Annotated in this window: 23 protein-coding genes; 18 read left to right on the top strand and 5 right to left on the bottom strand. The window is 59.1% G+C overall.

The features are described from left to right. Positions 1-85 precede the first annotated feature (85 nt). Complete coding sequence (locus tag AT6N2_RS15745) at positions 86-979, bottom strand: DMT family transporter (RefSeq protein WP_063950088.1); 894 nt, start codon at positions 977-979, stop codon at positions 86-88. A gap of 148 nt (positions 980-1,127) precedes the next feature. Beyond that, complete coding sequence (gene secA / locus AT6N2_RS15740) at positions 1,128-3,836, bottom strand: preprotein translocase subunit SecA (RefSeq protein WP_063950087.1); 2,709 nt, start codon at positions 3,834-3,836, stop codon at positions 1,128-1,130. Between the two features lie 242 nt (positions 3,837-4,078). Between secA and AT6N2_RS15735 the strand changes: the two genes are divergently transcribed. The 6 genes from AT6N2_RS15735 to AT6N2_RS15710 all read left to right on the top strand — a co-directional run bounded on the left by AT6N2_RS15735 (position 4,079) and on the right by AT6N2_RS15710 (position 8,248). Then, positions 4,079-4,942, top strand: a complete 864-nt coding sequence (locus AT6N2_RS15735; protein ID WP_063950173.1) for a peptidylprolyl isomerase — start codon at positions 4,079-4,081, stop codon at positions 4,940-4,942. Between the two features lie 87 nt (positions 4,943-5,029). Next, complete coding sequence (argJ, locus tag AT6N2_RS15730; RefSeq protein WP_209090159.1) at positions 5,030-6,271, top strand: bifunctional glutamate N-acetyltransferase/amino-acid acetyltransferase ArgJ; 1,242 nt, start codon at positions 5,030-5,032, stop codon at positions 6,269-6,271. 18 nt (positions 6,272-6,289) lie between these two features. Further along, positions 6,290-7,066, top strand: a complete 777-nt coding sequence (locus AT6N2_RS15725; RefSeq protein ID WP_063950085.1) for a GNAT family N-acetyltransferase — start codon at positions 6,290-6,292, stop codon at positions 7,064-7,066. After that, positions 7,063-7,476, top strand: coding sequence for an 8-oxo-dGTP diphosphatase MutT (gene mutT, locus AT6N2_RS15720; RefSeq protein WP_063950084.1), 414 nt, complete (start codon positions 7,063-7,065; stop codon positions 7,474-7,476). The genes AT6N2_RS15725 and mutT overlap by 4 nt, the downstream gene beginning before the upstream one ends. 170 nt (positions 7,477-7,646) lie before the next feature. Continuing rightward, entirely contained in the window at positions 7,647-7,961 is a 315-nt protein-coding gene (locus tag AT6N2_RS15715) for a hypothetical protein (RefSeq protein ID WP_209090157.1), read from the top strand. Positions 7,962-8,071: 110 nt separating this feature from the next. After that, entirely contained in the window at positions 8,072-8,248 is a 177-nt protein-coding gene (locus tag AT6N2_RS15710) for a Flp family type IVb pilin (RefSeq protein ID WP_063950082.1), read from the top strand. Positions 8,249-8,266: 18 nt separating this feature from the next. On the opposite strand, the gene AT6N2_RS15705 is transcribed toward AT6N2_RS15710, so the two are convergent. After that, positions 8,267-9,148 carry a methyltransferase domain-containing protein gene (locus AT6N2_RS15705; protein WP_063950081.1) on the bottom strand — a complete coding sequence of 294 codons (882 nt, stop codon included), beginning with the start codon at positions 9,146-9,148 and terminating at the stop codon, positions 8,267-8,269. A 142-nt stretch (positions 9,149-9,290) separates the two neighbouring features. Between AT6N2_RS15705 and AT6N2_RS15700 the strand changes: the two genes are divergently transcribed. From AT6N2_RS15700 to AT6N2_RS15680, 5 genes are read left to right on the top strand one after another with little or no spacing between them, the layout of a single operon-like run. Next, the gene (locus tag AT6N2_RS15700; RefSeq protein ID WP_209090155.1) at positions 9,291-10,070 is read left to right on the top strand and encodes a ComF family protein; all 780 of its coding nucleotides are present in this window, start codon (positions 9,291-9,293) and stop codon (positions 10,068-10,070) included. 60 nt (positions 10,071-10,130) lie between these two features. Continuing rightward, complete coding sequence (grxC, locus tag AT6N2_RS15695; protein ID WP_003522552.1) at positions 10,131-10,385, top strand: glutaredoxin 3; 255 nt, start codon at positions 10,131-10,133, stop codon at positions 10,383-10,385. Positions 10,386-10,415: 30 nt separating this feature from the next. Further along, positions 10,416-11,276 carry a carbon-nitrogen hydrolase family protein gene (locus AT6N2_RS15690; RefSeq protein ID WP_063950079.1) on the top strand — a complete coding sequence of 287 codons (861 nt, stop codon included), beginning with the start codon at positions 10,416-10,418 and terminating at the stop codon, positions 11,274-11,276. After that, complete coding sequence (locus AT6N2_RS15685; RefSeq protein WP_063950078.1) at positions 11,273-11,701, top strand: DUF1178 family protein; 429 nt, start codon at positions 11,273-11,275, stop codon at positions 11,699-11,701. The genes AT6N2_RS15690 and AT6N2_RS15685 overlap by 4 nt, the downstream gene beginning before the upstream one ends. 8 nt (positions 11,702-11,709) lie before the next feature. Next, positions 11,710-12,279: a DUF3291 domain-containing protein gene (locus AT6N2_RS15680; RefSeq protein ID WP_063950077.1), complete on the top strand. Its 570-nt coding sequence runs from the start codon at positions 11,710-11,712 to the stop codon at positions 12,277-12,279. Positions 12,280-12,286: 7 nt separating this feature from the next. Here AT6N2_RS15680 and ubiG read toward each other — a convergent pair whose 3' ends face one another. Continuing rightward, positions 12,287-13,033 (bottom strand): bifunctional 2-polyprenyl-6-hydroxyphenol methylase/3-demethylubiquinol 3-O-methyltransferase UbiG, encoded by a 747-nt coding sequence (gene ubiG / locus AT6N2_RS15675; RefSeq protein WP_063950076.1) that lies wholly within the window; start codon positions 13,031-13,033, stop codon positions 12,287-12,289. A 41-nt stretch (positions 13,034-13,074) separates the two neighbouring features. Here ubiG and AT6N2_RS15670 point away from each other — a divergent pair, with 41 nt between their 5' ends. Together AT6N2_RS15670 and AT6N2_RS15665 are read left to right on the top strand one after the other, a co-directional pair. After that, positions 13,075-13,296 carry a hypothetical protein gene (locus tag AT6N2_RS15670; protein WP_063950075.1) on the top strand — a complete coding sequence of 74 codons (222 nt, stop codon included), beginning with the start codon at positions 13,075-13,077 and terminating at the stop codon, positions 13,294-13,296. Further along, on the top strand, positions 13,293-14,075 hold the full coding sequence (locus AT6N2_RS15665; protein WP_233282513.1) for an SH3 domain-containing protein: 783 nt from the start codon (positions 13,293-13,295) through the stop codon (positions 14,073-14,075). The genes AT6N2_RS15670 and AT6N2_RS15665 overlap by 4 nt, the downstream gene beginning before the upstream one ends. Positions 14,076-14,165: 90 nt before the next feature. Here the strand turns inward: AT6N2_RS15665 and AT6N2_RS15660 are convergent, their stop codons facing one another. Beyond that, positions 14,166-14,426: a DUF2934 domain-containing protein gene (locus AT6N2_RS15660; RefSeq protein ID WP_063950074.1), complete on the bottom strand. Its 261-nt coding sequence runs from the start codon at positions 14,424-14,426 to the stop codon at positions 14,166-14,168. Positions 14,427-14,718: 292 nt separating this feature from the next. Between AT6N2_RS15660 and AT6N2_RS15655 the strand changes: the two genes are divergently transcribed. The 5 genes from AT6N2_RS15655 to AT6N2_RS15635 all read left to right on the top strand — a co-directional run bounded on the left by AT6N2_RS15655 (position 14,719) and on the right by AT6N2_RS15635 (position 19,750). Next, positions 14,719-15,777: an enoyl-CoA hydratase/isomerase family protein gene (locus tag AT6N2_RS15655; protein WP_077224915.1), complete on the top strand. Its 1,059-nt coding sequence runs from the start codon at positions 14,719-14,721 to the stop codon at positions 15,775-15,777. 168 nt (positions 15,778-15,945) lie between these two features. Continuing rightward, complete coding sequence (gene cysP / locus AT6N2_RS15650; protein WP_144577671.1) at positions 15,946-16,932, top strand: thiosulfate ABC transporter substrate-binding protein CysP; 987 nt, start codon at positions 15,946-15,948, stop codon at positions 16,930-16,932. A 74-nt stretch (positions 16,933-17,006) separates the two neighbouring features. Beyond that, a complete protein-coding gene (cysT, locus tag AT6N2_RS15645; RefSeq protein WP_063950072.1) occupies positions 17,007-17,828 on the top strand; it encodes a sulfate ABC transporter permease subunit CysT in 822 nt (273 codons plus the stop codon). A 3-nt stretch (positions 17,829-17,831) separates the two neighbouring features. Then, complete coding sequence (gene cysW / locus AT6N2_RS15640) at positions 17,832-18,719, top strand: sulfate ABC transporter permease subunit CysW (RefSeq protein ID WP_063950071.1); 888 nt, start codon at positions 17,832-17,834, stop codon at positions 18,717-18,719. Between the two features lie 5 nt (positions 18,720-18,724). Next, positions 18,725-19,750 carry a sulfate/molybdate ABC transporter ATP-binding protein gene (locus AT6N2_RS15635; RefSeq protein WP_063950070.1) on the top strand — a complete coding sequence of 342 codons (1,026 nt, stop codon included), beginning with the start codon at positions 18,725-18,727 and terminating at the stop codon, positions 19,748-19,750. The last annotated feature ends 12 nt before the right edge of the window (positions 19,751-19,762 follow it).

The raw sequence follows: 19,762 nt of genomic DNA, 5'->3' as shown, positions 1-19,762 counted from the left end.
CATCCTTAACGAAGGGTTGGGAGCGGCTGGGTCATGTGCCAATATCTGCGCGATGACCGGTTAGCAAGCAAGGTCTTTGTACCCTTCAAGCGCCGGAGGGCGTAGGCGGCGCCTTCTTCTTGGGAAGGAGGTCCAGCACGAGGGCGCAGCCGAAAATAATAATGCCGGCACCGAAAAGCTGGGGGAGCGAAAGCGGTTCATCCAGCACCAGCGCACCGACAAGAACGGCAACGACGGTGACGGCAAATTCCACGCTGATCGCCTTTGTTGCGCCGATCGATGAGACGAGCTTGAAGTAGGTGATGTAGGTGAGGCCACTCATGACGACCGCCTGCACCAGCAGATAACCGTAATCGACAAGGGCAGGTGTTTTCGGCAGAGGGACGGCTAAGAGAAGCGGCAGGGTCATCAGGCCGCCGGCGAGGAAGGAGCCTATGGTGATTTCCCAGGACCCCACACCCTTCAGGTGGCGGCTGGCGAAATTGCTGCCATAGGCGGCACAGATGCACGCAGCGACCGCGGCGGCGCAACCGATGATAAAGCCGGTCGTTACGGGAACGGCGGGAAAACCAACGAGCAGAACGATGCCGGCAAAACCGATGACAAGACCCGCCATGCCTTGACGCGTCAGGCGTTCCAGCCCCCAGAGCTGCGAAATGAGCATGGAAAAGAGCGGAATGGTCGCGACCAGGATCGCCGCCATGGCAGTGCCGATCTGCGGCGTGGCGTAGGACAATCCAATCAACTGCCCTGCGACGGTTGTCGCACCGACGACCGTAAACCCGAGCCAGCCAGCGGAGAATGTCAGCTTACGGCGCACGGTCTTTGCGATCAGGAAGAGCGCCGCAGCGGTCATGAGTGATCGAAGCGTCACTGCACCGATCCAGCCGAAAGCCGCAACGACATGCAAGAGCAGCAGAAATGATGCTCCCCACGCAAGCGCGAGAAAGATATAGGCGGCGAGATCGCGAGGGGCCATGGAAGCTTTGTCCAGAAGATGATCAGGCTCACTTATGGAAAGTGCAGTGGCCAGTCAACAGCCCGCTCGCTGGCGATGACCAGCTCGAAACAAAATCGCCCGTAACGAAGGTTACGGGCGATCAATTGTCATGCGGCCGAGTGCGGACTTACGCCTGCTCGTAAACGCCGTGGCAGTGCTTGTACTTCTTGCCGGAGCCACAGGGGCACATTTCGTTGCGGCCGATGCGCCCCCAGGTGGCGGGGTTGTTAGGATCGCGTTCCTCGGCCGGCACAAAAGCAGCCTGCGTGCTCTGCGCCATTTCATCTTCGCCCGTGACGGGGTCGAGATGATGCGCCGTCATTTCCGGCAGTTCTGGCTGCTGCGGTTCCTGCTGCACGAGCTCAACGCGCATCAGCTGGGCGGTAACGGCCTCGCGCAGATTGGCGAGCAGCGCCTGGAACAGTTCGAAAGCTTCCGCCTTGTATTCCTGCAGCGGGTCTCGCTGAGCGTAACCGCGGAAACCGACGACGGAGCGCAGGTGGTCGAGGTTGACGATGTGCTCGCGCCACAGATGGTCGATCGTCTGCAGAATGACCGAGCGTTCGACGTAAGTCATGATCTCGGGGCCGAAACGTTCGGCGCGCTCGGCGGCGTATTTGTCGGCGGCCTCGGTCACGCGCTGAAGAATATCGTCTTCGGCGATGCCTTCTTCCTTCGCCCACTCCTCAACCGGCAGGTCAAGGTTGAGGAACTGCTCGATACCGGCTTTCAGACCGGCGATATCCCACTGTTCGGCATAGGCATTTTCGGGGATATGCTTGGTCACGAGCATTTCGATGACTTCGTGGCGCATGTCAGCTGCGGTTTCGCCGATATTGTCGGCTTCCATCAGCTCGAGACGCTGGTCGAAGATGACCTTACGCTGATCGTTCAGAACGTCATCATATTTCAGAAGGTTTTTACGCGTCTCGAAGTTGCGGGCTTCGACCTTCTTCTGGGCGCGTTCCAGCGCCTTGTTGATCCACGGATGGACGATGGCCTCGCCGTCCTTCAGGCCGAGCTTCTGCAGCATCGAGTCCATGCGCTCGGAGCCGAAGATGCGCATCAGGTCATCCTGAAGCGACAGGTAGAATTTCGAACGGCCTGGGTCACCCTGACGGCCGGAACGACCGCGCAGCTGGTTGTCGATACGGCGGCTTTCGTGGCGTTCCGTGGCGATGACGTAAAGACCGCCGGCCGCGAGTGCCTTTTCCTTCAGCACCTTTATCTCGGCGCGGATTTCCTGTTCCTTCGCGTCGCGCTCCGGACCAGGCTCCATGCCTTCCAGTTCACGCTCCAGACGCATCTCGACGTTGCCGCCGAGCTGGATGTCGGTACCGCGGCCGGCCATGTTGGTGGCGATGGTGACGGCACCGGGAACACCGGCCTGCGAGACGATATAGGCCTCCTGCTCGTGATAACGGGCGTTCAGAACCTGGAAGTCGGTGAAACCGGACTGTCGCAGCATGGTTGCCAGAAGCTCGGATTTTTCGATGGAGGTGGTGCCGACGAGAACCGGCTGGCCACGCTCGTGCGCTGCCTTGATCTCGCTTATGATCGCCAGGAACTTCTCTTCGCCGGTACGATAAACTTCGTCATCCTCATCGATACGCTGGATCGGCAGGTTGGTCGGCACTTCGATGACGTCGAGACCGTAAATGTTGCCGAACTCTTCCGCTTCCGTCGACGCCGTACCGGTCATACCGGCGAGCTTCGTGTACATGCGGAAATAGTTCTGGAACGTGACGGAAGACAGCGTCTGGTTTTCCGGCTGGATCTGCACCTTTTCCTTGGCTTCGAGAGCCTGGTGTTGACCTTCGGAATAACGGCGACCGGGCATCATGCGGCCGGTGAACTCGTCGATGATGACGATTTCGCCGTTGCGAACGATGTAGTCCTTGTCGCGGGTGAAGAGCTTGTGGGCCTTCAGCGCATTGTTGATGTGGTGAACGATTGCGACATTCTCGACGTCGTATAGCGATTCGCCCTTCAGCAGCCCTGCCTGTCGCAGCAGGTTCTCCAGCTTCTCGGTGCCTTCTTCGGAAAAGTTGGCCGAACGCTGTTTCTCGTCGATTTCGTAATCTTCCGGTGTCAAGAGCGGAATGAAAGCGTCGATGGTGTTGTAGAGATCGGAACGGTCGTCCAGCGGGCCGGAAATGATGAGCGGTGTGCGCGCCTCGTCGACCAGGATCGAATCGACTTCGTCGACGATCGCGTAGTTGTGGCCGCGCTGCACCATCTGGGCGCGGTCGTATTTCATGTTGTCGCGCAGATAATCGAAGCCAAGTTCGTTATTCGTCGCGTAAGTGATATCGCAGGCGTAAGCCTCGCGGCGCTGGTCGTCGTCGAGACCGTGGACGATGACGCCTGTCGTCAACCCGAGGAAGCGATAGAGCCGGCTCATCGTGGCCGCGTCGCGCTGGGCAAGGTAGTCGTTGACGGTAACGACGTGGACGCCCTTGCCGGCGAGCGCGTTGAGGTAAACCGCGAGTGTCGCCACCAGCGTCTTGCCTTCACCCGTCTTCATCTCCGCGATGGCGCCGCCATGCAGGATCATACCGCCGGTCAGCTGGACATCGAAGGGACGCATGCCGAGAACGCGGCGCGATGCTTCGCGGGCCACGGCAAAAGCCGGGATCAGCAGATCGTCGAGCGTTTTGCCGTCTGCCAGCTGCTGGCGGAATTCGGCGGTCTTGGCCGCCAGCGCTTCGTCGGAGAGCGCCTTCGTGGCCTCTTCAAGCGCATTGATGGCTGCGATCTTGCTTTTATAGGAGCGGACGCGGCGATCATTTGCCGAACCGAACAACTTGCGGGCTATTCCGCCGAGACTGACCATCTTACTGGCCCTTTCTGAAATTCCGTTTTGCCGGGCGCTTTGCTCCGTCACGCTGTTTTCAGCACAAATGACGGACTTCGCCCTTCAACGTATCTGGACGCGAGGTTGCGTGACAGATAAGAGGGGGGGCAAATGATGTCAACGGTTCTGCCCGTTACAGAATGGCCACATTCCGGTGTTTGGAAGTTTTTTCAGAGCCGGAAACCATGTCTGGAGCCGGCATTGTCCCCGAAAGGTTCAAAATGTTGCGCTATAATAAAATTGCGGCTGCGGTGATTGTGGCCACGCTCGGCCTCCAGCTTCCGGCTTTCGCACAGGAAGACAAGGTTGTCGCCAAGGTCGGCGATCTGGAAATCCACCAGTCCGAACTCGACCTTGCCATGAGCAACCTCGACCCCCAGCTCGCGCAGCTTCCCGATGAACAGAAGAAGGTCGCAGCCCTTTCCGGCGCGATCGACGTCAAGCTTCTCGTCAAGAACGCGACTGCCGAAGGCCTTGAAAAGACCGACGATTTCAAAAAGCGCATGGACTTCATCAAGGACCGTGAGCTGCACAACGCCTACTTCCGGAAGCATGTGGTCGATGCCGTCACCAATGACGAAGTAAAGGCGCGCTACGACAAGGAAGTCGCAGCCCTGCCCCAGGAAGAAGAAATCAAGGCCGCGCACATTCTCGTTGCCAGCGAGGACGAAGCCAAGGACATCATCAAGCAGCTTGATTCGGGCAAGGATTTCGCAGCGCTCGCCAAGGAAAAGTCCACCGATTCCAACAAGGATGACGGCGGTGATCTCGGCTGGTTCGGCAAGGGCCGCATGGTGCCTGAATTCGAAGAAGCCGCTTTTGGCCTCGAAAAGGGTGCCTACACCAAGACGCCCGTGAAGACCCAGTTTGGCTTCCATGTCATCAAGCTTGAAGACAAGCGTGTTGCTCCGCCGCCGGCATTCGAGCAGGTAGAGCCGCAGGTTCGTCAGCTTGTCATGCGCGACAAGTATGTTGCCCTCATCGAGAAGGCCAAGGCCGACCAGAAGATCGACATCATGGATGAGGCGCTGAAGAAGGGCTACGACGAAGCCTCGAAGGAACAGCAGGCTCAGCCGCAGCAGTAAAAATTGAGGTTACGGGGCGGCTCAAGGGCCGCCCCGTTTCATCTAAAGCCCCATCCAGACCCCATTCCAGAATTTCAGGCGCTTCCCATGTCCGTTGCCGTTTCCCCGCTCGCTCCGAAATCTTATCCTGATATGCCTGCGTTGCGTGGTGTTCGCATGGCGACGGCCGCCGCCGGCATCAAGTACAAGAACCGCACCGACGTCCTCCTGATGGTGTTCGACAAGCCGGCAAGCGTTGCAGGCGTTTTCACCAAATCCAAATGCCCTTCGGCTCCCGTTGATTTCTGCCGCGCCAATCTTGGCGGCGGCGCGGCGCGTGCGGTGGTGGTGAATTCTGGCAATGCCAACGCCTTCACCGGCCTTAAGGGCAGGGCCGCGACCGAACTGACGGCGAAATCCGCCGCCGCGGCTGTCGGCTGCTCTGAAGGCGAGGTTTTCCTCGCGTCGACCGGCGTGATCGGCGAGCCGCTGGACGCCTCGAAATTTGCCGGCGTTCTCGGCGACATGCACGGCAAGGCCGTTGCGGATTTCTGGCAGGAAGCGGCCAAGGCCATCATGACGACGGACACCTATCCGAAGGTCGCAACCCGCACCGCCGAGATCGGCGGCGTCAGGGTCACCATCAACGGTATCGCCAAGGGCGCTGGCATGATCGCCCCTGACATGGCAACGATGCTCTCCTTCGTGGTGACGGATGCGGATATCGATCCCGCCGCCCTGCAGTCGCTGCTCTCTGCCGGTGCCGGCCCGACCTTCAACTCCGTGACTGTTGATAGCGACACGTCCACGTCGGACACGCTGATGCTGTTTGCGACGGGTGCTGCCGCTGAAGATGGCCAGGCCAAGGTAACGAGCGCCGATGACGAGCGCCTGTCTTCCTTCCGCGCCGCGCTTAACGATCTCCTCAAGGATCTCGCCTTGCAGGTGGTTCGCGATGGCGAAGGCGCGCGAAAGATGGTGGAAGTCACGGTGACCGGCGCAGAAAGCGATGTCGCCGCCAAGAAGATCGCCCTTTCCATCGCCAATTCGCCGCTGGTCAAGACGGCCATTGCCGGCGAAGACGCCAACTGGGGCCGCGTCGTCATGGCGGTCGGCAAGTCCGGTGAGATGGCCGATCGTGATCGTCTCGCCATCTGGTTCGGCGGCGTGCGCGTGGCTGTTAATGGCGAGCGCGACCCTGATTACTCGGAAGCAGAAACCAGCGCCGTCATGAAGCTGGAAGACATCACGGTGAAGGTGGATATCGGTCTCGGCCAGGGGACGGCCACGGTCTGGACCTGCGACCTGACCAAGGAATATGTTGCGATCAACGGCGACTACCGGAGCTGACCGTTGGAGCCGAAGAGAATGCAGGACAACAAGGCCGTTAATCTGCCGCTGGTTCGCCGTCTGGAAGCCGTGAGCTTTCGGGCGTGGCCTGCCTCGTCGGTTATTTACGACGGTAGCTGGCAGGTACGTTTAACAGGCTCTCATCCCTCCAAGCGTATCAACTGCGTTGTGCCGCTTGATCCTTCAGACTACGGTAATAGCGCCGTGCGGCTGGAAAAGGCGCGTAAGCGTTTCGAAGATTTCGGGCGTGCGCTGGTTGTTCGCGAGACGACACTGATGCCGCCGCAGCTCACCGAATTTCTGGTGCGGGATGGCTGGTCGGTTTTCGAAGAGGTCATGGTCATGACCGCGGATCTGTCAGATATGGAGCTGCCGGAAACGCTTGTCAGTCTGCCCAGCCACGATGTCGGCCGTTTTGTGGAGGCGAGCCTCAAGGTCAGTGATGGCGACCCGGCGCTACGTCCGGCGATTGCGGAAATCGTCAGTTCCATCAAGCCGAATCTCGGGCTGTTCATCAATGAGGAAGTGGAAGGCCATCCCCTCGCCACCGTCATCTGCGTGCAGGACAATGATCTTGCTGGCATCCTCTCCCTCGATGTCGCGAAATCGCAACGTCGAAAGGGGCTTGGCACGCAAATCCTGTCGTCGGCTCTCCGCTGGGCGCGGATAAGCGGTGCAAAGAGTGCGTGGCTGCAGGTGGAGCGCAACAACACGCAGGCAATCGCGCTTTATGAGAAATTCGGTTTTGCCGAAGCCTACCGTTACCGCTATTGGCGCAAGGGAGCTGCCGCATGAGCGAGGTGGGCAAGAAAATTCTGCTGGTCGCTGCCTGTGCGCTTCTCGATCAGGATGGCCGCATTCTTCTGGCCCAGCGACCCGAAGGCAAGTCACTGGCGGGTCTGTGGGAATTTCCGGGCGGGAAAGTTGAGCAGGGCGAGACCCCGGAAGAAACCCTGGTGCGTGAGTTGGACGAGGAACTGGGCGTCACGACCAAGGTCGCCTGCCTGGCTCCTTTGACATTTGCGAGCCACACTTATGAGACTTTCCACCTGTTGATGCCGCTGTACGTCTGCCGCCGTTATGAAGGTATTGCGCATGGCCGCGAAGGGCAGGCAATCAAGTGGGTAAAACCGCAGGCATTGCGCGACTATCCGATGCCACCGGCCGATGAACCGCTCATCCCCTTCCTGCAGGACCTGCTGTAAAGGCAGCGCTTCGCGCAACCGCTGATTTTCCCGCCGTCACAGCTTCGTGAAAATGCTGTTCCTGCAGCATTTTGCCGTCCCAAAACGGGGCTTCGTTAAGAGATCGTTCAGCACCCTCTGGCAGATTGTTAAGCTAAAGAAGCGGTAAACTGCGCGAGACGAGGTTGGTCATGAACGAGGATTTCTGGAAGACGGTGGAAGGTCGTCATTCTTATTCCAACAAAACTCGTCGTACCGGCGTTTTGAATGTCGCATTGCTTTTCGGTACGGCCGTTATAGCGCTCTCCCTGATCGTCACTCCCATGCTTGCCGGTAAATCTTCCACGCGCGTGGCGCAGTTTCCCGACAGTTTCGATATGATCAGCACGGGCTCGATCAAGAAGCCGGATGTCGGCAGCACCTATTCCATTCGCCGCAGCATCACCCAGCCTATGCCGGAAATGCCATGCGTTGTAACCGGTTACAGCAACGAGACCGGTTGCTGATAGTTTACCAACTTTCGTAACGGATTGCTCAAGCCGCGGGTCTATGGTGGACGCGGTTTGAAGATTTTGCGTCCGTTGCCGTGCGGCTCGCTAAAGATAGGTACGCTGCTTTGCTGCATTCGCTTGTTCACTTCTGGAAAAATGAAAACGGTGCCACCGCAATCGAATACGGCCTTATTGTCGGGATCATTTCGGCGGCGCTGATCGGTGGAGCGACGCAACTCAGCAGCAATATCAACGGCGTATTTCAGTTCATCGTCGATACGTTCAACAGTATCAGTATCTAGAGCAACATAGAGGTGGCCTCACGAGAGCTTCACCTCCGTTGTCTTCAACGCGTCCGCGAGCCGTACCTTGGCCGAGCCGGGTTTGAGCGGTTTCTGCTGGCTTTCGTGGGGCGCCCAGCCTGAGACGTAAATGATCGAGAATGTTGCCCTTATCCGCCCGTCCGCATCGGAATACCGCTCGGCGTAAAGTTCTGCCGCACGCATGAAAAAGGCACGGTTCGGCGGTTTTCTGCTGCGGCTCGCCAGTGGGTTGGCCATGCCCATGGCACGGAGGTCGCGCATCAGCGGGAAAATCGAATCGTACCTGACGGTATAGCTTTCCGCATCTGTCACGGGCAGTGCAAACCCGGCACGCTGCAACAAGGCCCCCACGTCACGGACATCGGCGAAGGGGATGACCCGCGGGCTCGCGCCGCCGGTCAATTCCGCCTCTGCCGTCAGCAGCACGTCGCGGAGTTCTTGTAGCGTCCCGCTGCCGGGGATCGCGCCGAGAAACAGGCCGTCCGGCTTCAACGCCCGCCGAATCTGGATCAGCGCACCGGGTGTGTCGTTTGTCAGATGCAGCGCGAGTGGTGAAACGATGAGATTGGCGGAGGCCTCCTCAAGCGGCAGATGCTCCATTGAAGCAGCCTCGGGGAAATTACCGTCAGCGGCAAAATAGCGCTCCGTCTCGATTCGATGGATAGTATCGACCTTGCCGGTCTCGGCCAGGCGCCGCGCCGTAACGCCGGTTCCTCCGTGAAGTTCGATGGCGGTGTCAAACTGACGCTCGACGATGGCAAGCCGGTCGGCCAGTTCCTCCGCTGCCATATCGAGAAGAAAAAGCGCCTTGTCATCACGTCTTGCCCACGCCCGGCGGCGGTTTTGTTCGATCAGGGCCTGGTCAAAAAGAATATCCATCGTTTTGCCTGCTCGGCCTCAAACGCCTTAGGATCGGCGGGCCGTCTCGTTGTTCCCGTCCCACTTGGGGTGTCGTTATCCGCAGGGGCGGGGTGAACTATCGCTCTCGCAAAGGCACCCGTTCGGCGCTAAAGTCAACCTCATGGGTATCGGTGACAGCCTATTTTCGGGATTGTTATCGGCGTCCGCGATCATGTCGGACGCGGGGCGCGCTGCGTTTCGCATGATTTACCCACCGACCTGTGCTGGCTGCAACTGCATGACCGGCCGGGAAGCCGCTCTATGCGCGGATTGCTGGCGGGATGTGGCCTTTATCGATCGCCCTTTTTGCGAAGTTCTCGGCATACCCTTTGCGCGGGATCACGGACACGGTTTTGTCAGCGCTAAGGCAATTGCCGAGCCGCCTCCCTTTGATCGCCTGCGCAGCGTTGCAAGCCATGATGGTACGGCTCGAAAGCTCGTACACCGGCTGAAGTACCAGGATCGCATCGATCTTGCTCACGTGATGGCGACGTGGGTGCTGCGGGCGAGCGACGGAACCGTTGCCGACTGCGATTGCATCATTCCCGTGCCGTTGCATCGCGGCCGCTTCCTTCGTCGCCGCTTCAACCAATCGGCAGAGCTGGCTCGCCATCTGGCCAAGTTATCTGGCAAACCAATGCTCGCGGGCACACTGCTGCGTGTAAAGCCAACCGAGCGTCAGGTCGGGCTTTCGGCGAACGCCCGGCGAGACAATGTTCGCGGCGCTTTTTCTCTTACGACGGGCAGTGAGACGGATGTCCATGGCAAGCGGGTGGTGCTGGTGGACGATGTCTACACCACCGGGGCGACGGTGGGTGCAGCAAGCCGGGTTCTACGCAAGGCCGGTGCGGCGGATGTGACTGTTTTGACCTTTGCAATGGCCATTTCGGAGCCTATATGAAAGCTGAAAGACATGACTTTATCGTGCGGCTTGCCGCGCGTTTGCGAGGGCGTTTAAAACATGGCACCGGTAACGATCTATACGCGGGATTTTTGTGGGTATTGCGCACGCGCCAAGGCACTGCTGGACAGCAAGGGCGTGGATTATGCCGAATATAACGCCACGACCACGCCGGAATACCGGCAGGAGATGATCGAGAAATCCGGCGGCACAACCTTCCCGCAAATCTTCATCAATGGCCAGCATGTGGGTGGCTGCGATGATCTGCACGCACTGGAGCGCGCCGGCAAACTGGACGCGCTGCTGGCCGCCTGATCGGCATCATTTGCGGGCATGGAGGATAGGATGACTTTCAAGGCTGCGGCCATTCAGATGAGTTCGGGTGTGGACACGGCAAAAAATGCTGCGGATATGGAGCGCCTTGTACGGGCGGCCGCGGCGGGGGGTGCCGTCTATGTGCAAACCCCGGAGATGACCGGGGCCATCCAGAAGGACAGGCAGGCGTTGCGCGCGCAGCTACGCGATGACGACGGTGACATCATCGTCGCGACGGCCGCTCGGCTTGCCCGCGAGCTCAGGATCCACGTTCATGTCGGCTCGACCGCCATTGCCCGACCCGATGGAAAAATTGCCAATCGCGGATTTTTCTTCGCGCCGGATGGCTCGCGTATCTGCAGCTACGACAAAATCCACATGTTCGATGTTGATCTCGATAATGGTGAGAGCTGGCGCGAAAGCGCTGCTTACGAACCGGGTGAAGTGGCGCGCGTTGCTGATGTACCGCTCGCGAAATTTGGCTTTGCGATTTGCTACGATGTCCGATTTCCGCAGCTTTTCCGGGCGGAAGCGCTTGCGGGCGCAGAAATTCTAACGGTTCCGGCAGCGTTCACCCGACAGACGGGCGAAGCGCATTGGGAGATATTGCTGCGCGCCCGCGCCATCGAGAACGGTGCCTTTGTCATCGCTGCGGCTCAGGCCGGCGTGCACGAGGATGGACGAGTGACTTACGGACACTCAATCATCATAGACCCGTGGGGCAGGGTGCTTTCGATTGCAGGCGGGAGCGGCGAAGAAATCATATTCGCCGAGATCGACACGTCGCTGGTCGCCGCCGCTCGCGGCAAGATACCCAATCTGCGTAATAGCCGCGAGTTCGGGGTCGATACGGTTATTCCCCTGACGCCCTCTGGAGGTCAAGCGGCGTGATACGGTATGCGCTGGCCTGTGAAAAAGGTCATGAGTTTGAGGGCTGGTTTGCGGGTAGCGACGATTTCGACAATCAGTTGCAGCGCGGTTTTCTGTCCTGTCCCATCTGCAATTCGCTCCAGGTCTCCAAGACATTAATGGCGCCGTCGGTCTCCACGGCCCGCAGGAAGGAAGAACGCCAGACGCTTGCAATGGACGCTGCCCGGAAAGAAGCGCTCGCAAAGATCCGCGAGGCTGTGGCCACCATTCGCGCCAGCGCAGAGGATGTCGGTGACAAGTTTGCCGAAGAGGCGCGAAAAATCCATTACGGCGAGGCGGATGAACGCGGTATCATCGGCAATGCCTCTGTTCAGGAAGCGAATGCCCTGTTGGAGGAAGGCATCGATATCGCGCCGTTGCCGCTGCTGCCCGACGACGTGAATTGAGTTTGTTGATGCGGCTCGCGATTTATAATTTCGGAATACAGATCGCGCCCTATAACAATCCACGCGTTGCAGGGTTCGCTCGCCGCGAACCGCTCAACTTTCAGTCGGCAGAACGGTCAGAGGGGTTTATCGCAAGATCTGGCTATGATGGCGAGCCCGGCCCTCCAAGCTGGGGTGAGCAGGTCTTTCCGCGATTTCTGAAAGAGAACGGTGCCGCGAGCGGCGTCTCGTCCTTGTCACTCTGGCGCGATATTGAATCGGTGATGGCCTATTCCTACTCGGGAGTACATGCCGAGGCGCTGAAACACGGCAGACACTGGAACATTCCGCAGCAGTGGCCGCCGCTGGTGCTCTGGTGGGTTGACGCCACCCACCAACCGGTATGGTCGCAGGCCGTTGAACGGCTGGAGCATCTGCACGACCAAGGCCCGTCGCCGCGCGCCTTTCACTTCAAGATGCCCTTTGACGCGGATGGTGCTCCAGCTGCGATCAACCGCGGAAGGGTGAAAGACATTTCCGAACGCAACGCTGCCGGGCAGCGGGAACTGCTTGCGCAGGTGCAGGCCATCCCCGTCTGACAGCTCGTTATGCTGGCCGTTTTGCCAGCATCATATAATTGACATCCATATCCGGCGACAGGTTCCAGCGATCCTGCAGGACGTTATAAAAGACACCGGTGCGGTGGATGATATCCATGCCGCTTGCTACCAGCGGTCGCTCGAGTTCATCGGGGCGCACAAGCTTTTCATACTGGTGCGTGCCGCGTGGTAACCAACGAAGAACGTTTTCTGCCGCGAAAATTGCCAGTGCGCGGGCTTTGAGCGTGCGGTTGATGGTGGCCGCGAACATGAGGCCGCCGGGGCGTACCATCTTTGCGCAGGTGGTGACAAAGAGGTCGACATTGGCAACGTGCTCGACCACCTCCATGTTGAGAATGACGTCGAAAGATTCGCCCGCTGCCTGCAACTGCTCTGCAGTCACAGCGCGGTAATCGACGCTGACGCCGCTCTCCCGGGCATGAGTCGAGGCAATGCCAATATTTTTCTCGGACGGATCGGCGCCGACAACGTCCGCCCCCATGCGCGCGATCGGCTCGGAAAGAAGACCGCCGCCGCAGCCGATATCGAGAACCCGCAGCCCCTCCAGAGGCCGGTGCCCCCTCGGATCGCGACCAAAATTGTCGCAGACACGGTTGCGGATATATTCGAGCCTCACCGGATTGAACTTGTGCAATGGCCGGAACTTGCCCGTCGGGCTCCACCATTCCGCAGCCATCGCGGAAAAACGATCCACCTCGCTCTGATCGACGGTCGTCTGTGCGGTTTCGCTCATGGGTGCTGCTCCATATTGCCGTTTTATTGGAAGTCGGATGATTGGTCTTCGAAGTCAAGACCGGCGGGTTTATTCCCTTGGCATTTTATCGGCGCGGTTTGCCGCAGGTGGAACTGATCAGGTACCTCGTTTGTTTCATGCTGCGTTCATGCAGCAACGCGTATTTTCTGATCGTGGCAGTATGCGAAACGCATGCTCGTCCATCGAAAATGGTGGATGCCGACAAGGGCAAAGCGGGCCTTTGCTTGAGGAGAAAGAAGTGAAGAAAAAACTGTTTGGCGCAATTGCGCTGGTGGCCATGCTCGCCGCGCCGGCTCTTGCCGAGGCTGCGACGCGCGGTTTCGCCACCGCAAATGTAAACATGCGCTCCGGCCCAAGTACGGCTTATCCGGCCGTCGTTGTGATTCCCGTTGGTGCACCATTGACCGTTCACGGCTGCCTGTCAGACACGCCGTGGTGCGACGTCTCTTTTGTCAATGGTCGTGGCTGGGTTGCCGGTCGTTATATCCAGACGACGTTCCGGCAAAACCGGGTCTACGTCGAGCCCCGTTATTATCGCGATCTCGGCGTTCCGATCATCACCTTCGAAGCCGGCCGCTACTGGGATCGCTACTATCGTGACCGCGATTTCTACCGCGAGCGTGACCGCTGGCGTCGTCCGCCGCCGTCTGGTGGTTATTGGAACGCACCGCCTCCGAGCGCCGGCTGGGACCGCCCACGTCCGCGCGACGAATGGCGGGACGGCCGTCGTGATGACTGGCGTGACGGTCGCCGTGACGAGTGGCGAGATGGCCGTCGCGACGACTGGCGGGATGGCCGCCGGGGTGATTGGCGCGACAACCGCCGCGACGAGCCAAGGGACCCGCGTCAGGGCGGCCCGAATGACGGTCGCTGGGAACGTCGCCACGGTGAATGGGATCAGGGCAATCGCAATCCTGAACCGCCCCGCGGAGACGCTGGTGGAAACCCCAGCAACGACAACCGCGAGCAGCTCATGAAATGGCGGCGCGATCTGGGGCTCGATAAGCAAGACCAGCAATAAGGATGGTCAGCGATACGATATCTTGTTCGAAGTGAAACTTGAGATATCGAGGAATAATGGCCCGGCAAATAATTGCCGGGTTTTTTATTGTCATTGTTGCTTTGCGGCAGCCTTGCGGGCACGGCTCTTCGGCTTTGCAGCAATTTCCGCATCAGGCGCGACTTCTGCAACGGCGGCCTTGGGAGCAGCCTTCTTGCGCGTTGCCGGTTTGGTCGCTTCCGACGATTTCAAAAGTGCGAACTCGTGCTTGGCCTGTTCCCAATGGTAGGCGTCACGGCCATGCGGATGGCCTTCCTTTTCCCAAAGTGTGTAGGCCCTTTTGCTGATCCATTCCTGTTCCGAAACCTGCATGCTCGTCTCCAGTTGCTGTTCACAGCGCCTTTGGGAAGGCGACAATCTGCTTGGTCCGGCACGCTCGACAGGAATCAATGCCGGCATTATCAGACCTCATTACACGCCATGACTTTGCGGGCGTCAAGCAAACATGCTGCATCGCAAAATTGGAATTCTGGCATTTCTTACCCGTCAAAGCGGTTTGGGCGAAAGACGTTCCTTAAGGACGAGATCAACGTTGCGTGATTGCATCAAGGCCGCCAGAATGGCTCGATAAATGGCAGCGGAGGAGGCGGTCTTGGAAGAGAGAATGAAGGCGCATGCGGAGGTGATCGTCGAGAAGCGAGGAAGGGCCGGAGTCATCAGGCTTAACCGCCCCCAAGCCATCAACAGCCTCACACTCCCGATGGTGGGCGCGCTCTCGCGGGCCTTGCAGCGTTTCGAGGAGGACCCTGACATTTCATGCGCGGTGCTGACCGGGGAGGGGGAGCGGGGCCTCTGCGCCGGTGGCGACGTCCGCATCATTCACGATCTCGGCAAGGCCGGCGACCCGCAGGTGCTGGAGTTTTGGCAGGAAGAGTTTCCGCTCAACTATCGTATCGCCCATTTCAGTAAGCCCTATGTCGCCTTGATGGACGGTATCGTCATGGGCGGCGGCGTCGGCATTTCGGCCCACGGCAGCCACCGCATCGCGACCGAACGCACCAAACTCGCCATGCCGGAAACCGGGATCGGGTATTTCCCCGACGTCGGTGGGTCATGGCTGCTTCCGAAAGCGCCCGGGGAATGTGGCACATGGTTGGGATTGACGGGAAATGCCATCGGAGCCGCCGATGCCCTTTATGCCGGCTTTGCGGATTATCTTGTTCCTTCACACCGGCTCGATGACTTGGTCCAGGACCTCTCGCAGGCCACGGACCGCGAAGATATCGAGGCGACGATCGGCGCTCACGTTGCGCAGGCTGGTGAAAGCATCTTGCAGGCAAATCAGAATACCATCGACGCGACATTTGGCTTCGACACCATCGAGGAGATTGTCGCTGCGCTGTCGGCACGACAGGATGCATTTTCGCGCGAAACGCTGGAGGTCCTCCAAAAGCGATCCCCGACGAGCCTGAAACTGACGCTGAAGCTACTGCGCCTTGGGCGGGAGAGCATGAGCCTCATCGAATGTCTGGAACGGGAATTCGCCGCCGGTACGGAAATATTGCGGCAGCACGATTTTTATGAGGGCGTACGCGCCGCGCTGATCGACAAGGACCGTAACCCCCGCTGGCGACCTGCACGGCTGGAGGAAGTGCGGGAGGTGGATTTGGAACCCTATCTTGCCGGGCATTCCGGCAATCTGTTTCCCGATCATCGCCTCTGAGCGGTGCAAAACAAATCCCACTTCCTGATCTAAATGAAATGGCCGCCTGCCGGACCTCGATTCTTTAGGCGATATTTCCGATTAAGTCATCGGCCGGGAATTTCTGTTTCTCGCTGATGTTGAGGCTCGCCGCTATTGTGGGCGCCATTCGAATTGCCGGGGGTATTCATGAAACGTCTTCTCATTATCGGGACTGCCATCGCCGCACTATTTGCAGGTGCAGCGCAGGCGCAGGCTCCGACCACCATTCTTAATGCGTCTTATGATGTCGCCCGTGAAGTGTTCGCAGCCGAGAACGAGGCGTTCATCAAGCAGCACCCCGGTGTTACCGTCGATCAGTCGCATGCCGGCACCTCCAAGCAGGCCCGCGCTATCGTTGAGGGCCTGGAGGCGGATGTGGTCACCTTCAATCAGGTGACGGATGTCGACTTTCTGGTGAAGCAGGGTTTCGTTTCCGCCGACTGGAAAAAGGATTTTCCGAACGACGCCTCGCCGTTCTATTCTTTTCCCTCTTTCCTCGTGCGCGCCGGTAACCCCAAGGGCATCAAGGACTGGGACGATCTTGCCCGCGACGATGTGAAAGTGGTTTTCCCCAATCCTAAAACCTCTGGTAACGCCCGCTATACCTATCTTGCCGCCACAGCTTACGCCAAGGAGAAGTTCAACGGCGATGAGAAGAAGGTGCAGGAGTTCGTCAAGAAAATCTTCGACAACACGCCGGTGTTCGACACTGGAGGCCGCGCCGCCACCACGACCTTCGTTGAACGTGAAATCGGTGATGTGCTGATCACGTTCGAGGCCGAGACACGCGGCATTGCCAAGCAATATGGAGCCGACAAGGTGGAAGGCGTTGTGCCCTCCGTCAGCCTGCTCGCCGAATTCCCTGTCGCCGTGGTGGACAAGGTGGTCGACAAGCGCGGTTCGCGTGAGCTGGCGAAAAGCTATCTCGACTTCCTCTATACCGAAGAAGGCCAGCGTATCGCTGCCGAGTTCGGCCATCGTGTCCACGACGAAAAAGTCGTCGGCGAATTCAAGGACAAGTTCCCTGCCATTCGCCTCGTCAACGTCAACGATGTCTTCGGCGGCTGGGACAAAATCCAGAAAGAGCATTTTGCATCCGGCGCGACGCTTGATACGCTTTACGGCAGCCGCTAATCACAGCGACAAGCAACAAGTACAAGACCCGGCGGGACACTGCCGGGTCGTTTTATGATTAATGGGGGCGCGGTTTGAAGCGGAATGTTCTGCCGGGACTTAAATTGTCCCTTGGCGTAACTCTCACCTACGTCGCCATTATCGTGCTTCTGCCTCTCTCGGCGCTGGTCTTCAAGGCGGCAAGCCTCGGACCTGCCGAGTATTGGTCGATCATCTCGTCGCCGCGCGCTGTTGCAAGCTATCGTGTTACGGTTGTCTGCGCTCTCGCTGCCACCCTCTTCAATGTCGTGTTTGGCCTTGCCCTTGCCTGGGTGCTCACGCGCTATCGCTTTCCGGGGTGGCGTCTCGTCGACGCCATTGTCGATCTGCCCTTTGCGCTTCCCACGGCCGTCGCCGGTATTGCGCTGACGACGTTGTTTGCGGGCAATGGCTGGTTTGGCTCGGTTCTGTCCCAATTCGGCATCAAGGTCGCCTATACGCCGCTCGGCATTATGGTGGCCATGGCCTTCACCAGCCTCCCCTTCATTGTGCGCACCGTTCAGCCGGTGCTGGAAGACCTCGACCCGGCACTGGAGGAAGCAGCACAATCGCTTGGCGGCTCGGATATGGAGATTTTCCGCAAGGTCATTTTGCCATTGCTCACGCCGGCGCTGCTTGCCGGTCTCTCGCTCTCCTTTGCCCGTAGCCTTGGTGAATTCGGCGCGATCATCTTCATCGCGGGCAACCAGCCCTTGTCGACGGAGATCACGGCGCTGCTGATCTTTATCCGGCTGGAGGAATATGATTATCAGGCAGCCGCCGCGATCGCGTCAGTTCTGCTCATCACCGCATTCGTCATGCTGGCTTTGACCAACTTTCTACAGTCGCGCGCCTTGCGTTACACGGTGAGGAGCTAAGCCATGAGCACCGTTTCTTCGCACCGCAAACCGCCGCGCGTTGGTGATGCCCCATGGGTGCGCCGCAGCCTCGTCGCCTTCGTGCTCATCATTGGCGCTGTGCTGGTGGTGGCGCCGCTTGTCATCATCGGCGTCGAAGCGTTTTCGCAGGGCTGGAAAGCCTATTCGGCCACCATCACACATCCCGATACCCGCCATGCCATCATGTTGACAGTTCTGACGGCGCTGATCGCGGTGCCCGTCAACACCGCCTTCGGCATTGCGGCGGCCTGGTCCATTACGAAGTTTGATTTCCCCGGCAGACGCTTTTTGCTGGTATTGATCGAGATACCTTTCTCCATTTCCCCCATCGTTGCGGGTGTCGCCTATCTCTTCGTGTATGGCCTGCAGGGCCTTTTCGGCGCGTTCCTCGATGCCCATGATATCAAGATACTGTTTGCGCTGCCCGGCATCGTCATCGCCTCGATGTTCGTGACCGCACCCTTTGTGGCGCGAGAACTTATCCCGCTAATGCAGGCGCAGGGCCGCGATCTCGAAGAGGCGGCGACTTCGCTTGGTGCCTCCGGGTGGCGCACCTTCTTTTCGGTGACCTTGCCGAACATCAAATGGGCGCTGCTTTATGGCGTCGTGTTGTGCAATGCCCGCGTCATGGGCGAATTCGGCGCGGTGTCTGTGGTCTCGGGCAATATTCGCGGCCAGACAAACACGCTGCCGCTGCATATCGAGCTGCTGTATCACGATTACCAGACGGCCGGCGCCTTTGCGTCAGCCTCCATCCTTGCCTTGCTCGCCGTGGTCACCATCATTGCAAAAGTGGCGCTGGAGCAACGCGGTGCCGGCCGCGGGCGTAAAAAGACCAACGGCGATGCCGCCATCGCTACGGAGACCTGATTTCAATGAAAATCCGCCTCGAAAATGTAGTGAAGACCTTCGATACCTTCCGCGCCGTGCGCGATGTTTCGCTGGATATCGAAAGTGGCGAGCTTCTCGCCCTGCTCGGTCCCTCCGGCTCCGGCAAGACGACGATTTTGCGCATGGTGGCCGGCCTCGAATATAGCGATGGCGGTCGCATCCTTTTTGGGGACGAGGACGCCACCAATATTCCGGTGCGCGACCGCGGTGTCGGCTTCGTGTTCCAACATTATGCGTTGTTTCCGCATATGACGCTGAATGAAAACATCGCCTTCGGCATGAAGGTCTCGAAGGTAAAGCGCGACCGTGCGGCGATCGATGCCCGCGTGCAGGAGCTGCTGCGCCTTGTGAAGCTTGAGGGTCTTGGCGACCGTTTTCCGGCGCAGATATCCGGCGGGCAGCGACAGCGGGTTGCTTTAGCGCGCGCTCTTTCGGTCGATCCGAAGGTGCTGCTGCTGGACGAACCCTTCGGGGCGCTGGATGCCAATGTGCGTCGCGACCTGCGGCGCTGGCTTCGTGAGATCCATTCCGAACTTGGCATTACCACGATTTTCGTGACCCACGATCAGGAAGAGGCGCTCGATCTTGCCGACCGCGTGGTCATTCTTAACCAGGGGGAGATTGTGCAGCAGGGCACGCCGAAAGAGGTTTGCCGCCAACCCAACAGCTCTTTCGTCATGCGTTTCCTCGGCGATGCCAACCGCGTGCCCGGTGTGGCGCGGGGCGGAAAAATCTATGTCGGCGATAACGAGCTGCCTTTCTCTTATGGCCAGGGCGACGGTGCCGTTGATATCTACGCCCGACCGGGTGATCTCGAATGGGAGGATCTCCATGAGGGCATTCCCGCCTCCGTGGAGCGTGTTCTCGACCGCGCCGGGGAAAGACGGGTGATTGTCAGCACCGATGGCGGAGACATTCTCGAGTTCGACGTGCCGCCGGAAAACGACGTCACGGCGGGTGATCGCGGTTCCGTCATCATCCGCCGGGCAAAGATTTTCCCGGCGGCGTAAAAGGTAAAAGAC

This window comes from Agrobacterium tumefaciens (assembly GCF_017726655.1).
Lineage (GTDB): Bacteria > Pseudomonadota > Alphaproteobacteria > Rhizobiales > Rhizobiaceae > Agrobacterium > Agrobacterium tumefaciens_B.
This window is presented reverse-complemented; position numbering and strand designations above follow the sequence as displayed.

Bases quoted from the DNA above. Each gene is read 5' to 3' on its own strand.
- AT6N2_RS15745 (WP_063950088.1), bottom strand. From the start codon at position 979: ATGGCCCCTCGCGATCTCGCCGCCTATATCTTTCTCGCGCTTGCGTGG.
- secA (WP_063950087.1), bottom strand. From the start codon at position 3,836: ATGGTCAGTCTCGGCGGAATAGCCCGCAAGTTGTTCGGTTCGGCAAAT.
- AT6N2_RS15735 (WP_063950173.1), top strand. From the start codon at position 4,079: ATGTTGCGCTATAATAAAATTGCGGCTGCGGTGATTGTGGCCACGCTC.
- argJ (WP_209090159.1), top strand. From the start codon at position 5,030: ATGTCCGTTGCCGTTTCCCCGCTCGCTCCGAAATCTTATCCTGATATG.
- AT6N2_RS15725 (WP_063950085.1), top strand. From the start codon at position 6,290: ATGCAGGACAACAAGGCCGTTAATCTGCCGCTGGTTCGCCGTCTGGAA.
- mutT (WP_063950084.1), top strand. From the start codon at position 7,063: ATGAGCGAGGTGGGCAAGAAAATTCTGCTGGTCGCTGCCTGTGCGCTT.
- AT6N2_RS15715 (WP_209090157.1), top strand. From the start codon at position 7,647: ATGAACGAGGATTTCTGGAAGACGGTGGAAGGTCGTCATTCTTATTCC.
- AT6N2_RS15705 (WP_063950081.1), bottom strand. From the start codon at position 9,148: ATGGATATTCTTTTTGACCAGGCCCTGATCGAACAAAACCGCCGCCGG.
- AT6N2_RS15700 (WP_209090155.1), top strand. From the start codon at position 9,291: ATGGGTATCGGTGACAGCCTATTTTCGGGATTGTTATCGGCGTCCGCG.
- grxC (WP_003522552.1), top strand. From the start codon at position 10,131: ATGGCACCGGTAACGATCTATACGCGGGATTTTTGTGGGTATTGCGCA.
- AT6N2_RS15690 (WP_063950079.1), top strand. From the start codon at position 10,416: ATGACTTTCAAGGCTGCGGCCATTCAGATGAGTTCGGGTGTGGACACG.
- AT6N2_RS15680 (WP_063950077.1), top strand. From the start codon at position 11,710: ATGCGGCTCGCGATTTATAATTTCGGAATACAGATCGCGCCCTATAAC.
- ubiG (WP_063950076.1), bottom strand. From the start codon at position 13,033: ATGAGCGAAACCGCACAGACGACCGTCGATCAGAGCGAGGTGGATCGT.
- AT6N2_RS15660 (WP_063950074.1), bottom strand. From the start codon at position 14,426: ATGCAGGTTTCGGAACAGGAATGGATCAGCAAAAGGGCCTACACACTT.
- AT6N2_RS15655 (WP_077224915.1), top strand. From the start codon at position 14,719: ATGAAGGCGCATGCGGAGGTGATCGTCGAGAAGCGAGGAAGGGCCGGA.
- cysP (WP_144577671.1), top strand. From the start codon at position 15,946: ATGAAACGTCTTCTCATTATCGGGACTGCCATCGCCGCACTATTTGCA.
- cysW (WP_063950071.1), top strand. From the start codon at position 17,832: ATGAGCACCGTTTCTTCGCACCGCAAACCGCCGCGCGTTGGTGATGCC.
- AT6N2_RS15635 (WP_063950070.1), top strand. From the start codon at position 18,725: ATGAAAATCCGCCTCGAAAATGTAGTGAAGACCTTCGATACCTTCCGC.